7 protein-coding genes are annotated in these 16,019 nt (G+C 44.8%); 1 reads left to right on the top strand and 6 read right to left on the bottom strand.

Annotation, left to right across the window (positions count from 1 at the left end; genetic code table 11):
• Nucleotides 1-200 precede the first annotated feature (200 nt).
• Together J7I42_RS19225 and J7I42_RS19230 are read right to left on the bottom strand one after the other, a co-directional pair.
• On the bottom strand, nt 201-1,433 hold the full coding sequence (locus J7I42_RS19225; protein ID WP_209140471.1) for an MFS transporter: 1,233 nt from the start codon (nt 1,431-1,433) through the stop codon (nt 201-203).
• A 36-nt stretch (nt 1,434-1,469) separates the two neighbouring features.
• Nucleotides 1,470-2,138, bottom strand: coding sequence for a FadR/GntR family transcriptional regulator (locus tag J7I42_RS19230; RefSeq protein ID WP_209140472.1), 669 nt, complete (start codon nt 2,136-2,138; stop codon nt 1,470-1,472).
• 130 nt (nt 2,139-2,268) lie between these two features.
• Here J7I42_RS19230 and J7I42_RS19235 point away from each other — a divergent pair, with 130 nt between their 5' ends.
• Entirely contained in the window at nt 2,269-4,485 is a 2,217-nt protein-coding gene (locus tag J7I42_RS19235; protein ID WP_209140473.1) for an outer membrane beta-barrel family protein, read from the top strand.
• A gap of 7 nt (nt 4,486-4,492) precedes the next feature.
• Here J7I42_RS19235 and J7I42_RS35420 read toward each other — a convergent pair whose 3' ends face one another.
• From J7I42_RS35420 to J7I42_RS19250, 4 genes are all read right to left on the bottom strand, one after another.
• Nucleotides 4,493-4,624 carry a hypothetical protein gene (locus tag J7I42_RS35420; RefSeq protein ID WP_262898137.1) on the bottom strand — a complete coding sequence of 44 codons (132 nt, stop codon included), beginning with the start codon at nt 4,622-4,624 and terminating at the stop codon, nt 4,493-4,495.
• A 43-nt stretch (nt 4,625-4,667) separates the two neighbouring features.
• Complete coding sequence (locus J7I42_RS19240; protein ID WP_209140474.1) at nt 4,668-5,537, bottom strand: ankyrin repeat domain-containing protein; 870 nt, start codon at nt 5,535-5,537, stop codon at nt 4,668-4,670.
• Nucleotides 5,534-5,980 (bottom strand): hypothetical protein, encoded by a 447-nt coding sequence (locus J7I42_RS19245; protein WP_209140475.1) that lies wholly within the window; start codon nt 5,978-5,980, stop codon nt 5,534-5,536. Before J7I42_RS19245 ends, J7I42_RS19240 begins: the two co-directional genes overlap by 4 nt.
• A 329-nt stretch (nt 5,981-6,309) precedes the next feature.
• Nucleotides 6,310-15,966: a SpvB/TcaC N-terminal domain-containing protein gene (locus J7I42_RS19250; protein ID WP_209140476.1), complete on the bottom strand. Its 9,657-nt coding sequence runs from the start codon at nt 15,964-15,966 to the stop codon at nt 6,310-6,312.
• Between the last annotated feature and the right edge of the window lie 53 nt (nt 15,967-16,019).

Here is a 16,019-nt window from a genome sequence, read left to right on the forward strand (position 1 = left end):
GTGGTTTGTGGTCTTGACGCGATCTTCCCCTTTGCCCATTCCCCATTGCCTATTGTATTTCTGTCTGCCGTTTGCCGTCTGCCGTTTGCCGTCTGCCGTCTGCCGTCTGCCGTTTGCCGTTTGCCGTCTGCCAGCCCACTGTTAAATAAAAAGCCCTGACGATACCGCCAGGGCTCTTAACAAACAAGAATATACTTATATTAAACTGTTGCTTTCTTCGGCCGCTCGATATTCGGTAGAAACCCGGTGATAATACCTAACAGGGGTAAAAAGGCACATACTTTAAACACGTAGGCTACGCTGGTCATATCCGCCAGTTTTCCCAATACGGCAGAACCAAGTCCACCCATGCCAAAGGCAAAACCAAAGAACAGACCGGCTATCATTCCCACTTTACCAGGCACCAGTTCGGTAGCATATACCAGGATCGCAGAGAATGCCGAAGCAATGATAACGCCAATGATAACCGATAATACCCCTGTCCAGAACAGATTGGCATAGGGCAGTAACAAAGTAAACGGCGCCACGCCCAGGATAGAGATCCAGATGATATATTTTCTTCCAAAACGATCGCCCAGTGGACCACCCATTAAAGTACCAGCGGCAACAGATGCCAGGAAGATAAACAGGTGTATTTGCGATTGCTGAACGGAAAGATGGAATTTATCGATCAAATAAAAAGTAAAATAGCTGCTCATACTGGCCATGTAAAAATACTTTGAGAAAATAAGCACCAGTAAGATGGCCAGGGAGGAGATCACTCTTGACTTTGTTAAATGCACCTGTACCACCGGTGCAGCCACTTTGTTTTTCTTTCTCAGCTCTAAATGATCTCTATACCAGCCGCCTACCTTTATCAAAACAACAATGGCCAAGATGGCCGCCAGTCCAAACCAAATAATGTTGAATTGTCCGTAAGGCACCACGATCAATGCTGCCAGCAATGGTCCAATGGCGGAACCGGCATTGCCACCTAACTGGAAAATAGATTGTGCCAGTCCTTTTTTACCCCCAGAAGCCAGGTGTGCCACGCGTGAGGATTCAGGATGAAATACAGAAGACCCCATACCAATTAAACTTACACTAATAAGTATGGTAATAAAGTTAGAGGCCAGTGATAGTAAGATCAGTCCTGTTAAGGTAAAACCCATGCCTATGGCCAATGAATACGGGCGGGGTGTTTTATCGGTAAAATGCCCTACAAATGGCTGCAGCAAGGAGGCTGTTAATTGAAAAGTGAACGTGATCAATCCGATCTGGGTAAACGACAAATGATAACTGTCTTTTATCATCGGGTAAATAGCCGGGATGACCGACTGCATCATATCGTTCAGCAAATGTGAAAAACTGATCGTAAACAGAATGGAATAAACAGTTGTTTGCGCCAGTGTTTTGGGATCAATAACTGCGGGGGAATTGGTTGTCTTCATCATAACTAAAGATCATCTGATGGTTAATTAGAAATTTTTTTATTGAGCAGTATGTCCTATAATTTTTGCAGCTATGTTCCAGGCCTTTCTGGTATCATTTGCCTCAATGGCCTTTAACAATTGTTCATGCATAGTTTGTGTTTTCCTGAAATCGGTGGCATCGTTATAAACTGTCAGGAACCAGTTTTTTATTTGGATCGTTAGGCTTTTGTACAGATCGGCCAGCACTTCATTTTTGGAAGCCACTGCAATGGCCGTATGAAACCGGATATCGGTCTCAACACTTTCTACCAGATTATCTTCTAAGGCCGCTTTTTTGCGAGCCGCCAGCCAGTGCCTTATTTCTGCGAGGTCATCATCTGTACGATTGGCCGCGGCCTTTTCAGCGATCTTCATTTCTATCAGTTGCCGAACCTCATCCAGGTCTTTAAAATCGGCGCGTTTCAACCGTTGCGGCAATGGCTCTTTTATTCCTTCCGCGCCTTCTACAAATGTGCCCAGCCCTTGCTGTACCCGCAACAGCCCCGAGTTTACCAGGGTTTTTATCGCCTCACGAATGGTAGAACGACCAACTCCAAAAGTTTTCATCAGCTCGGGTTCAATAGGCAGCTTTTCCCCGGTCTTATACTTCCCCAGGGTAATCTGTTGTTGTAATTGGGCAGCCACTTCATCTGCCAGTGATCGGCGTGGAACTAAATTATTCATCATATCATCTGATGATTACAAAGGTAATCCCTCTCCTGTTAAATCCTACATTTATTTCTGCCTATCCCAAAATTTAATCACATTAACTATTTATTTAGTTGTTCAACTAAACAAATAGTTATAGGTTTGTGCCATGCAGCAGATACTTCGATGTGCCCTATTCATTTCGGGATTGTACTCTTATTACAATGCAAACGCCCAACAGGATACAACCTCCGTAGGAAGGCCGGCCATGGACTCAGCCAAAACAAAACAGTTGAAGACAGTGGTGGTGACCGCACAGAAGACCAGGCTTATCGAACATCAGCTTGACAAAATAGTAGTGAACGCCAATGCATTGGTTTCAACGGCTGGTGGCAATGCCATTGATGTGTTGAATATGGCCCCTGGGGTACTGGTTGATGAAAATGGAAGCATCAGTTTAAAAGGCCGGGAAGGCGTGATCATCTATATCGATGATAAACCCACCCGGCTTACCGGCACAGACCTGGTAAATTATTTACGTTCCCTGTCCGTTTCCATGATCGATCAAATTGAATTGATGCCGAACCCCTCATCGCGGTACAATGCAGATGGCACCGCTATCATTAATATAAGACTGAAGAAACTAAAGACTGGTGGGTTTAACGGAAATGCCACTGTTAGCGCCCGACAGAGCCGATATTTCAGATCGAACAACAGCCTGCTGCTTAATTACAGGAATACTCACTTTAATATATATTCAACAGCGGGGTATAGTGTCTTTAACGGCTATTTCAGTTCGCACCGGCAAAGAGTATACACCTATCCTAATAATTCATTGTCGTATACGTTGTTACAAGATGTACACGAGAATAATCATGACCAGAATTTCAATTATAATGTGGGCATCGATTATTTTGTAAGCAAGAACACTACGGTGGGTGTATTGTGCAATGGGTACAGGCAACCTTATAGAGAAAAAGGTAAATACAATAACCAGTTTTATGGCAATACAGATAAGTCCGACTCGGCTATTAGCTCAAACAGCCGCTTCACCACTAATACGCATCGAAATGCGCTAAACCTAAACCTGCAACATTTTTTGGCAGGACATCGCCGGGAAATAAACGTTAACCTCGATTACCTGCAATATGCCAATCAGGCTAATCAACACCTGGAAAGCGAAGTTCATCACCCGGATGATCCAATCGCAACACCTTCTGTATTGATAACTGCAAGTCCTTATACAGCCCTTATTTATAGTGCAAAAGTCAATTACACTGATACGTTGTTCGGCAGCCTTAAATGGGAACAGGGAGTTCAAACCATTTATTCAGAAAGAAACAATACGAGCAATTATTTCAATCAATCGGGCAATGATTTGTATCCTGACCACCGGCTAACCAACAAATTCCGGTACCGGGAAAATATTCATGCGGCCTTTGTCACGTTGCAAAAGAGCTTCAATCGGTTTTCTGCACAGGCAGGTATACGGATGGAAAGTACAGCCGGGAATGCCTTACAATATAATATGGCCCTAAAACCAGACACCGCATTCACCCTACACTATACTAACATGTTCCCTACCCTTTACCTGCTGTATAAGCTAGACAGCAGCGGTAAAAACACCCTGGGCTTTTCGGCAGGCAGAAGAATTGAACGGCCCAGTTACAACGATCTGAACCCCTCTTCTTTTTATTTCGACAGAAACACATCCAATACAGGCAACAGTCTGCTGCAACCAGCTTTCAGCAATAATTTTGAATTAACCTACACCCATAACAGGTTTATCGCCGGTATCAATTACAGCCGTACCAAAGGATTGATAACCCGGGGCAGTAAACAGGTAGGTGATGCTTTTATTACCATGCCAGTAAATGTTGACCTATATACGACCATTGGCACCAGCATAAACTGGACATTCAATATTACCCGCTGGTGGACAGTAAACATTGCTCAGGAACTTATTAACAGTCATTACAAAGGGGAAATTTTTAATGAGGGTTTATATAACAATGAAAACCTGACTACCTTTTATTTAAAGACCTATCACCAGTTCAAATTCAACAACGGCTGGTCAGGCGATCTTACCACCACCTACAGAAGTAAATTGCTGTTGTGGCAAACGACCAATCAGGGTCGTTCGATGATATATGGCGGCATACAAAAAAAGCTTACTGAGAAAGCAACCATTTCCTTAACTGGTTCAGATATTTTTCATACCGCCAAAACAAGAAGGCTTACAAAGATCCAGCATGCAGAAGTATATTATTATTTGGAATCTGACACACAAGGTCTCGGCATTAGTTTCAGTTATCGTTTTGGAAAATCAGTTAACCGGAGGGAGCGAAAAACGGGCATTGAGGCTGAGGCGGGAAGAGTGAATTAATTCCTGCTTAATAATCAACATTTACCTTATGCCGGTATGTCTCAACTTTTGTTAGATCAATCGCATCAATATCCGCCAGGTAAACATAATTTCCACCCTGACTGCCGCTTTCCAGACAGACAATAAAAATATACTTCATATCATTTGAATATTGAAAAGCCCTCATTGAGAGACTTTGCAGTTTAATACTTCTCCAAATATTGCTGCCAATTATTGGGATGAAGCCTTTGGGCTTTCTTTTTGACGAATTCTGAGATGGGAACAGCGTTGCAGTCTACGCCCCTGGTTTTTAAATAATCCACCACCTGCTTTTTGAGTTGGTGATCTTTTGAGCCAAGATCAGGCATAAAAAATCTTAATTCATCTACTAAATAATATGTTTTATGCTGCGTCTCATTGTATGTAATTGGCAGTTTGTAATCAACGCCATTTTGCAATAAAAACAATAACACGTCATAATGTTCGAGGATCACGGCCTGGCTTAATGCTGATTGCTTATATTCATTTTGGTAATCGATATTTGCTCCATTTGAAACAAATAATTTAACCATATCCAACCTACCCTCTTTAGCGGCCTCCATTAAAGGCGTAAACCTTGTAGAATTTCCTTTCCTTCTTTCACCCACTTCCACATCATTTACGTTGGCGCCATTTTGCACAAGTATTTCTGCAAACCGGATGTCGTACCAGGGATACCGACAGGCTTCAATAAGAGCAGAAGTACCGTCGTATGTATCATGAATATGTATATTGGCCTTATTAGCCAACAGCAATTTAAAAGACTCCAATTGCTGGTTCCTTATAGTAAGTTGCAAAAGTGTATGCCCAAATTTGGGTTCCTGAAAGTTTACCAATCCAGGGTCTTTCACTAAAATCCCTTTTATCCTGTCTTCGTTCTCATCCTGCACTGCTTTTGCCAATTCCCAGGCCGGTGTATTTTGAAAAAGGCGATAATCATCTCCTTTTAATTTAGCCTTATTAACTGGCTTCTCCCTGTCAATACAGGAAAGCAGCAAAAAGGAGATCAAAAAATGAAGTGTAAATATTCTCATCTTTGCATTTTTAATTCCTCCGGGGATGTAGAGGAAGCTATTTTTTGGCCCAATCTTTTCCTCCTATCGATCACGATCATATCCAGATTATACATGTATTCTATATTCCGGTCAAGTGCGCTTTTAATAGATCTGCTTAACTGAGCTGATTTAACCAGCACCACTGTACGATCCAATGTATCTACGCAATCATTTAAGCTGTTCTTTAGTAAGCATATTCCAAACTGACTGTTTGGCGGAATAAGCTTAACAAAAGACAGTCCGGTTATATTTAACCTTTTGTCAAATACCGATTCCTCATTTAAGATGTCCAGCAATGAAAAATCGCCTTTTAGCAAATAAAAGTATCGTTTCAAATTATCATACACACGCTCGCTCTTCTGTGGATCGAACCACATCCATACACTGTCTTTCGAATCATTTTTTATTACGTACGATACCATAAAGACAGAATCATTTTGAGGGGTAACATAAAAGTCTTCACCCCTTTTTATGACTTTCTGAGCAAACAGACCATTAGCTGCAAGAACAGATAAGATTAAAATCAACTGCAATTTCAAAGTTATTTGGCCTGCCATTTCTTCTTCTTATTAAAGCTGTTAACCAGTTTCCGGATCTTATTTTTTAATACAAACACCTTTGTTTTACGATTGCTATCATAATAGATATTTTTCTCGCCTTCTTCATCAAGCTTGTTTACATCATTTACATCAATCTGGATCTTCGGGCTGCGGCAGTTGCCACAGCCAATAATAATTAATTGTATAATACATTATTTCGTAACCGAAAAAGGAACCAGTCCTCTTACATCCTTACCTGCACCCGACCAGAAATAATTGAACACGCTTTCGGACCTGTCACAGACACAACCATGCGTATAATTGACAACGGCTTTTTTTCCATGCAGGTAATAGCCCGCAGACTGCTGGTCCATAGGGATCATATTCAGATTGCCATCCGTTTGATTCAACCGGATACGTCCATTTCCATAAGGGCCAGTTATACCCTCACTCATCGGTTTAATTTTCCCATCGTTAGCAATGTATGTATTATTGTCAGGTATTGCCTGAATACCGCCATATGGCATCGGGTTGTCGTCATTGGGCTTTTGCCTTTTAGGCCCTCTTGCATCTCTTTGGTTCAGGTTCATCATATAATTGCCGGATGGAAGAGGAGCAAATTTGTCGATACTATTTGCTCCGGAAAACGCATCAAACGGAACAGGTACTTCTTTGTCCTGATCATAAATGGTAATTTTTCCAGTTACAGCGCCCATTTCGTTTGTACCGGTTATCTGAAAGGTCACTAAATGGGAAAATCCTTTAGAAGTAGTCACTTGTTTTCCTTTTGTATTGGTATAAGTGGCCGTGTGCCCATCATGATAATGCCATGACTTGCCTTTCTCATTCTTCGCCTGATAATAGAACCAGTCTTTACCATCGGGATCGACCATCACCACAGGATTGTCGCCGGAAAACACATAAGGGCTCCACCGGTTGTTCTTTTCCGCTTCGGGGTCTACACTTGCCCAAATACTTGTTCTTGGGTCATAATACCGCGCCCCATAATAATATAATCCTGTTTCCTCATCCAGTTCCTTTCCGTTGAACAGATAAGGTGTACGTTCAGTATTGCTATGCTCTTCCACAAAAGTTTCACCAAACGGAATGTATTCCATATGCTGATACACTTCGCCTGTAGCATCTGTAACATAACCGGTGCTGCCCAAATGATCGGCATGATAATAATACAGGAAGTGAGAACTGTCGCTGTTACCTGAATTTCCCCCCTTACCATTCTTGTAATGCCCGTAAGCGTAGTGATTGCCGGGATTAGTAGCGCTGCCATTACCATTGTTGCCATTGTTGTTCGCAACAACATTATCACTATTACCTCTGGCATCCTTGCCAGTAACACTGGCTGAATTCGATCTGCCATTATTCTGCAGCGCCTGCTGATCACGAACGATACCCGCTATCATGGATTTTTCCTTCCTGGTAAAAGAAATCGTATCTCCTGCATCTGCCGCAGTAACCTGCTGGTCCCAGCCATGCATTAACCTCGTTGCAATACGTTGGGTGCCTACAAAATAGTGATTGGAATATTCGCCACTTTTTACCACTACGTATGGGCTCACATATACTGTAAAATTCCCTACGCCACCCGACATGCTGCTGATATCACCGTTTACAAACACTGATTGTCCTGCGCCAATGCCCTTCAACACGCGTTCACCACCAGCATCATATACATAGCTATTGAGCTGCCCGTTCACCGATACGCTCCGCAGCCTGTTTTCCTCATCCCATACCAGTTTCTGCCGCTGTCCTGTTTTATCATCCGTCCAACCGGTCTGGTTGCCATCAGCATCATAAGTATAGGTCTGCCCGCCAATATGCGTGGCCGTATGCGGCTGTTTGGCATCATACTTATAAGCTATATCATAGGTCATTTTCTTTTGCGGGATCCACTTGTTATTTCCATTGGGGCTCTTGTCGCTGGTTTGTACCTTATGAGTAATACCACCCACACTATTATACTCCATGGTAAGGCTGAACCGGTCTTGTTCATTGCGCGACTTATACTCACCAGAGGTGGTCGTTAACCGGTACAGATCATCATATCCATAGCTATACTGTGAAGAACCGCCCATCTGGTTGCTGGAAGGCACGGGAGCGTTATTGGTAAGGCTAAGAATATTGTCCATCCTGTCATAGGCATAGGTGTTATCCATGATACGCCGGCCATTTCCGATTGTAACAAGCAGGTTTTGCAAGCGCCGGCGATCGGGTTCATAGCTATAACTGGTATGCGTTCCGTTGGCATATTCCTGGTAAACACGGGACTCGAATTTATCCCACCCAAGCTGAGCTATATAATTAGTTACCCGACCCGCCCTGTTACCGTTCATCGACAACAGCGTGCCACCCACATTATACGAGTAGTTCACCACCTCACTATCGGGATATATCATGGATGTAAGGCGGTTCCAGGTATCATAAGTAAACTGGCTTACATAGGTCTGCTGACCAAAGCGGGGGATCACGACCGTACGTACATTCTTTACCGTTTCACCCAATGGTCCATAAAAGAATTCCTGCGCCCCCGATCCATCTTCCTGTACAATTACCCTGCCCGCCCGGTTGAATGGGTCCCCTGCTTTTCCAAAAATACAATGCACATTATTCTCCGGGTTTTGCGGATAATTGATATCAGTAATGCGGTTAAAATCGTAACCATAGTTAATGGCCATATTTTCCTTTTGCAGGTTCGCCGTTACCCGTTTTGTTACGTTACCTGCCAAATCAAAACTAAAGAGCGTGGCACCTTCATCGGGATGTGTACGCCTGATTCGCCGGCCCAGCATATCATACTCCGAGCTGGTAACAGCGCCAATGTCATCGGTAGCGGTTAACAGCTGCTTCATGGCATCATAAGTAAAGCTGGTCCACACGTCGCCATTTGAAGTATAACTCCTTGTGGCGGTCGTTAGTTTGCGCACATTGGTAAACTGTTCGCTCATCTTGCCATTAGCATCCTGTACTTTTGAACTGAACTGTGTCTGTTGCTGACGGTCGTTTCCAAAACCATATGAATTCTTTGTGATCGAACCATCCGGAAGTGTGGTACTCAGCACCCGGCTTAGCACATCATACGTTTTCACGGTCGGAGCAATATTATCGAAGCCGGAGTTGAATACGCTGTCTGTTCCTTTATCTTCCGTCATGGGATAATAAGCGGCTGCAGCACGACCCAGGCCATCGAAGAGCATGCGGCCCGAAATGATCATCTGCTCTTTATCGGCTTTTCCATTGCCCTGGAAAATGGCGCCGTCCTTCTTTGTTTGCAGCGTTCTTTTCAGGCCATCCATAAAGGTCACCGTCTCCATGTCATTGCCGGGATGCGCTGGATCATAATGAACTGTATGCGCCCAGGGTACCTGTGATCCAGGATGATAGTCAAAACGAATGGTATATGGTATCCCGGCGGCCAGTTCATAGGGGCCTGTTACCTGAATTATCCGGCCAAGATCGTCTAACTGATATTTAATGGCATTATTGTTTTCATCCGTTTTTTTTAGCAACTGTCCGAAACGGAAGTCATAACCAGCCTGAGAGCTGTAGCCATAACTATCGGCTGCCTTAATAATATATTGTTGCACCTGGCTGTCATAAGTATAGTCGATCCTGAACCGTTGCCCCTTCACATTGGCTGGTCCCGTAATGTTTATCAGATTACCATACTCATTATATCCCATATCATCCACTGCAACCTGGCCATCCTCTAAAAACTGCCGGATGCTTGTTACATCGCCGTTCTGTGTATTGATCGTTGTTTCACGTTTGCGGTAAGTGATGCCAGTCCCTGTTACCAATATCGATTTCGGCAAACCGACAATATATTTATCTGTAATAGCATGATAGGTAATGGCTGCACTGATGTCGTCTGTGGTCCCCGGATCTCCAAAATCAGTATATTGAACAATATTCCCTTTGTTGTCATAGCCATAGGTCATATAGGTAGCTTTACCAGGGTTTGGCTGACCTTCATAAAACAGGCGATCTGTGCGCGTGAGCGCCACAAACGCAGCGCCGGCATCATTATCTTTGTAAGAGGCTGGTAATTCCGCACCCGTTTCTATATCGTGCAGCTCATATTTATTGACTGCCTCCGTATATTTTTTCCCGGCTCCATCCTGCACCAGTTCATTCAATACTATTCCTTTGGTATAATAATTATTATTGGCATATGCCTCAGTCGTTATGGTATACACGGCATTGCTATGTGCAGCGTCAAGACTTTTCGTTTTTACCGTCTTAAAACCATAAAACTGCCGTTCATTTCGGTCGAAAAAGCCGTCTTCATAATCAAAAGTCGTCATCAGGGTATCAGGACCATCACCCACAACGCCGTCATATATTTTCACACCTGATAATGCCCAAACGCTATTCGGCATGGCATAAGTATTACCAAGCCGCTGATATTTCAGTGAGAAAAAGGCGCCCATTGGCCGGCTAACTGATTTCAGCAGGTTGGTACGGCCGATGGTTGAAAGTGATACCGTTAAATTATCGTCTTTTGAAGAAGCGGTAAAATCAGGATACCCGTCACCGTTTATATCCTGCATTTTCACCAGATCACGGCTCATGCCATCTCCCAGGTTCGCACTGGGGTTCACCGTGAATTTTAAGCCAAATATGGTAAATCCTACTGTAAAGGCCAGGTTACCCGATTCAGTTGAACTGCTGCTGGTATTCAGGGCATAGGCATTTGTCCAATTGAGAATAGCAGTGCTGAACCCGTTGCCGGTATTGAGCCGCACCTGTAATGAATTCGGACCCACAGTTACCAGGTCGGGCAAACCGTCTCCGTTCATGTCCTGCAGCATCTGGTTTGATTTATTGTCTGAACGCGACAAACTAAAACCGATATTTATGCTGTTAGCTCCTTTCACATAACCCAGATTGGCGCCACCGCTCACCGACTTGCTTTCGCCAGACTGTATCTGATCGAAGCCCCAGTCTTCTTCGGCAGCAAAACCATAACCCAGATTGAGCGACACCAGGTGGGTTGATTGGTTAACGCGATCAAGCAATCCGTCGCCATTCATATCGAGATAAGAAAAATTAGCAGTATTGGTGCCATTTACCACTCCGGCATTGCCACCTACACTGATTTGCCCACTTCCGGCATTTGATTGTGCACTTCCCGCATCTACCTGCACATCACCTGAAGGCTTTTTACGGAAGATGGCAGTAGGAATATATGCTGAACCCGTAAGACTTATACCAGTTGTTTGGGTAGTTGTTTCCTGAATAACGCTACTGGCAATCGTTCTGTTCGACAAACCACCTCTGGCATCTGTATATTGGATAGTTTTCTCACCAACAACATCAGGATAGTGATCTCCGTTCAGATCAATGTAATCAGTGAGCGTTTTTGAGGTAGCATTGGAAATGCTGGCACTTCCGCCTACTATCCCGGCACTGGCGCCAGCCGTAAAAGAAATGCTTGTTACCTTGCTCACTTTATCTACCGCAGGCGAACCGCTGCCCCCCCCTGTATTGATCTGTAACATACTAACGTCATCTGCACCCTCCCGGCTGCTGCTCATATTGGCGCCCTTTACAAATACCTGCTGGTCGTATCCGCTCCAGCGCTGATCATTCCCATTACCGATGAGAATAATAAACCGGTCCTGTTTGGGATCATAGGTTTGCGAAGGGTTCAGCTGGTCACCATTCTGTTGAGAAAGCGCATCAGGATCTGTACCCTCCTTTTGTTTTATCTGGTCACTTGGTCTTACCAGGCTTTCATCGATAGGGTCTGTTTCCCAGCCATTGTTGCCATTCCAGGCAAACTGTCCCCACCCCCGGTAGAAGCTTCCAAAAATCAGATCTTCTTCTTTATTATTCTTTGGTACAGTTGAAAATAAACCGGCTGTTACCTGGGCAGAAATATCGCCTCCTATCGAAGCATTCGCATTGGTAATGGCCGCAGCAATGGTATCATTGGCTACGTGGTATTCAATATAAAGCTGGTCCTGATTGTGCACATCCACACTCAGCACATAAATTCCGCCTTGCAAAACACCATTTTTAACCGGCAAACTCACTTTACCCAACAATTTGCCAGATGCCTTTACCGAGAAAATAATCTCACCTGTAGGTGCATGACCCGAAAAAGCCAGCGAAGGGTTAATGCTCAGTTGCGGCGTTACTGAAATGGTATGCAAAGAAGTGTCTGACAAGCCAATCAGGTAAGGTGTGCTTGCCTGCAACATGTTGGCCAGTATCGTATATTTCGGCACTGCATTTGTCTGCAAAGGTGTAACAGTCAGATCGATGCCAGGATCATTGGTTGAAGTAAATATCATGGAAGGCTGCCATTCAATGGCCGGCCAGTCGATATTTGTTTGGGAGGCTACCACAAAACTATACTGGTCAGTATTGCTAACGGGGATATTGGGTACTGAGATCGTTGTGGCAATAACCTGATCGCGGGTATATGTCTGTTTCCACAAGGTATCTGTTCCATTTGAACTGGTATGCAGTACCACCAGCATCACATCATCAGTTGTTACTGGTTTTTTAAATGGCCCACCGAAAGTTGCCTGTCCGTTGATGGGCGGGGTAAGGGTTTGCGCACTGCTCAACACAAATTCTTTGACTGCGTCAAAACGATACAATGCTTTTCCATTGGCATCGGCCACCTGCAGGTCCTGGCCCACATAATCGATCACGGGCGCCCAGTTCACCGAGTCATAAGAGCCATTCTCAACAGAACCGATGCGGAAATAAATGCGATCACCTTTTTGTACCTGCAAGCCAATCAACCCTGCAGGCTGGTGAACGGTATAATCATCGGCTGCAATATTTTCACTCCAAATTACAGCGCCCTTTAACTGTACGCTCGCCCTTATACCATCCGCAGGTGTCTCTGCCCGGTCAGGATCATTGCTCTGTAACAATTGCAACGGGGCGGTTATATTGATGGTACCGCTATAGGGCGCCTGCCACATTCTCACAATGTCCTGCAGGGGATTGCTGTTTATAGCTTCCTGCTGTTCGTTGGCCAGTTCGGCCGCATCCACCAGGTCCTGCGTAATGGTGACACCCGCAAAAATGGGACTTGGAGTACCTGTACTTGTAGGCGTAAACGTTATAATACCTGTTGTGGGATCAATATGATTAAAATACACCTTACCCTCCTTCACAATATCCATTAACTGATCACCATTGGCCTCAGTAAAAAAAATCGTTGTCTTTGTGGTCGACTTGCTCACATTGGCTCCTGCCATCAGACCTCCGAGCGCAAGGGCCTCCAATCCTACGGTGTATCCTTGTGTTTTATCTTTCTGGAATACATTTACACCGGTAATAGCTATTTTATTACCAAAACCGGTATTGCCAGTTACACCACTCAGGTTTGGCCGGTAATACAAGGTGTTGTTCCCGGCATCGAGGAATAATTTATCGGGCAGCCCATCACCATTGATATCCACCATTGTAAGCATACCCTGGCTTTGTGATTGAGAATAGGAGAATGAACCACCTACCGAATTATTTTTACTGGTAACCACACCGCCAATCCCTACAGACACGGTTACACCGCCACTCACATCTTTCGAAACCGTTCCGCCTAAAGCCGACGCCTCATCGGTAAAACCGTTTACATGCGTGACCATTTTTCCGTGCACATTATCCGAACCCGCCTGCCAACTCTGAGCACTTGCCAGCGGTACCAGCGTTTTGCCAGATGCCACATCGTTGAAATAATCGAAGCTATGCTGGTTGAAAAATTTGCCGGCTGCATCGAATTGACGAATGCTTTGCAGCAGTGTTTTATAAAAAGCGCCTTCATTATACGACAGTTCATAATGACGAATATTCGTGCCATCCAGTTGAACATCTATCTGTTTCAGCAGATCGGCCGTAACCTGCTTGAAGCCATTATTGGCAGTAATGCTTATATCTTTTCTACTGGTATGGCCGTCCAGGTCCCGGTCTCTTCTGAACAACACGGTATATCTTCCATCCTGTCCATTGAACCCGGTGTAACTAATTTTACTAATGTACAATTGAACGCCCATCACAGTTCCATTTGCCAATCCGGCGTCATTCACTTTGGCATACTGGTACCTTACAAAGTTACCATGCAGGTCCAATGTCTTTTTCAAGGCCCAATAGGCAATATTTCCGGCAGCATCGCTCAATATAGATTCCTGATCAACACCAGTAGCGGGGTCACCACCATAAAAATACCTGGTGCCTTGTTTATCGGTCACTTCCCACCAATAAGTCTGTGGGCTGTTGCCATGTCTGATGATTTTGTTAAAAGCTCCTTCAATCCTGGGGTAAAATTGCTTTTCGCCGGAGCGGGCTATCAAATTACCGCGGTGCGCCACAGGGCTTAACTGCTCACCTGTAAACGTATAGGTCTCCGTTTCATTTTGGGCATCAAACCTTGGAACGCCCCAGCGCGTATCAATGCCAATAGACGGCACCGAAATATCCCAGCCTAACCCCAGCCAGCCATTTCCCCCGCCACTGTTGTAACTGATCGATAACTGGGGCTGCATGCCTTGTCTGCCCGTCGGCAATTCAATCGGATATCCCAGCGAGGCGTTCCCCATAGAGCCTGCCTTCGGCGGTGCAATCAGGTTCACCGCCGCGCTCGGATCAGCAGCCTTTATACCCTTCATCGTATTCACATTAAAGGACTCTACCTGCGGTGATTCCGGCACTTTGATAATACCATTGATCATATCGGTAAAATGTAACGTGCGGGAAAATACCTTACCTGCACACACCGACACACTGTCGCGCGACAACGCCACCCAATGGCCCTTCCTCTCATCAAAATAATAGGTGCGAATATCTTTTTCGGTATATCCTTCAGGAATTTTTGTTACATCATATTCAAGCGCCAGTTTCGCTGCTTTGGTAAAACGGGTACCATGGGGCAGAAAGCGAAAACCAGCCCCCCGGGTTACATTCACCATACCCAGGTCCATAGCAGGTAAGTCTACTGCACGTAAGGCAGTAACCGAAACAGTGGCCACTTCATTCAGGGCTGCTTTGGGGATCATAATTGCAGCACCACCCGCAGTAAGTACTGCGGCCTGGTTTTGCTGTAAGAATTTCTGGGTATGAATTACCTTTCCATCCAGTTCAAACCGGTAGTCGGCCTTTTGCTCACCGTCAAAATGAACAACCTGTGTTTTTTTTCTGCCATCCGCATAGCTTATTGCTATCATGGATTGCCAGTTACCGGTAGCATTGGCCGGACGGTTCACCACTGCTTCAAATGCCCCTTTCCAAACCCGGGCGGCTTTGCCATCAACGGTAACGCTAACTTTGTTTTTTCCAGCGCCTGTTACAAAACCCCGGATATACCCTTTGTTATCATAATAAGCAGCCGAAGGTTGCGTGATGATCACGCCACCTTCGCCTACTTCCGGGGCTGCAATTTCTATGGAAAGATTTTTTATTCGATAGCTGTAACCAGCTGCGTCCGGCAATGTAAAGCGAATGATGTTATCACCCTTTTTCAACCAGGAAGTGCTAAGCCGTTCTTTTTGTAATGCCCAGCCCTGCCGTTTTTTAACCAGATACCCACCGGCAGCAAACTGATCGTTCACACTCCGGCTTACTGCTGTATAGTCCTGCACACCATCCAGCTCATATTTCAACCACACACGTTCATTTCCCCGCAACGCTGTGGGCAGGTATACGTGGAAAGAATTATCTGCCGGGTTATCAATTGAAATGGTGGCATTCATTCCGATCACGCCCTCACGTTGTGGAGAATTGTATTGGCGATGGGCGGAATGATTGTCGTTTGTTGGCGTTTTACCATAGCTGATCGAACCAAATGCTAATGCGATCAGGGAAAAAGAAATATTTCGAACAGAATTGGATCTCATGAGATAGGGATTAGAATGGATAAGGTTTAAAAGGATTGGGGTAATAGGGTCTG

This window comes from Niastella soli, assembly GCF_017742245.1.
GTDB lineage: Bacteria > Bacteroidota > Bacteroidia > Chitinophagales > Chitinophagaceae > Niastella > Niastella soli.

Bases quoted from the DNA above. Each gene is read 5' to 3' on its own strand.
- J7I42_RS19250 (WP_209140476.1), bottom strand. From the start codon at position 15,966: ATGAGATCCAATTCTGTTCGAAATATTTCTTTTTCCCTGATCGCATTA.
- J7I42_RS19230 (WP_209140472.1), bottom strand. From the start codon at position 2,138: ATGATGAATAATTTAGTTCCACGCCGATCACTGGCAGATGAAGTGGCT.
- J7I42_RS19225 (WP_209140471.1), bottom strand. From the start codon at position 1,433: ATGATGAAGACAACCAATTCCCCCGCAGTTATTGATCCCAAAACACTG.
- J7I42_RS19240 (WP_209140474.1), bottom strand. From the start codon at position 5,537: ATGAGAATATTTACACTTCATTTTTTGATCTCCTTTTTGCTGCTTTCC.
- J7I42_RS35420 (WP_262898137.1), bottom strand. From the start codon at position 4,624: ATGAAGTATATTTTTATTGTCTGTCTGGAAAGCGGCAGTCAGGGTGGA.
- J7I42_RS19245 (WP_209140475.1), bottom strand. From the start codon at position 5,980: ATGGTATCGTACGTAATAAAAAATGATTCGAAAGACAGTGTATGGATG.
- J7I42_RS19235 (WP_209140473.1), top strand. From the start codon at position 2,269: ATGCAGCAGATACTTCGATGTGCCCTATTCATTTCGGGATTGTACTCT.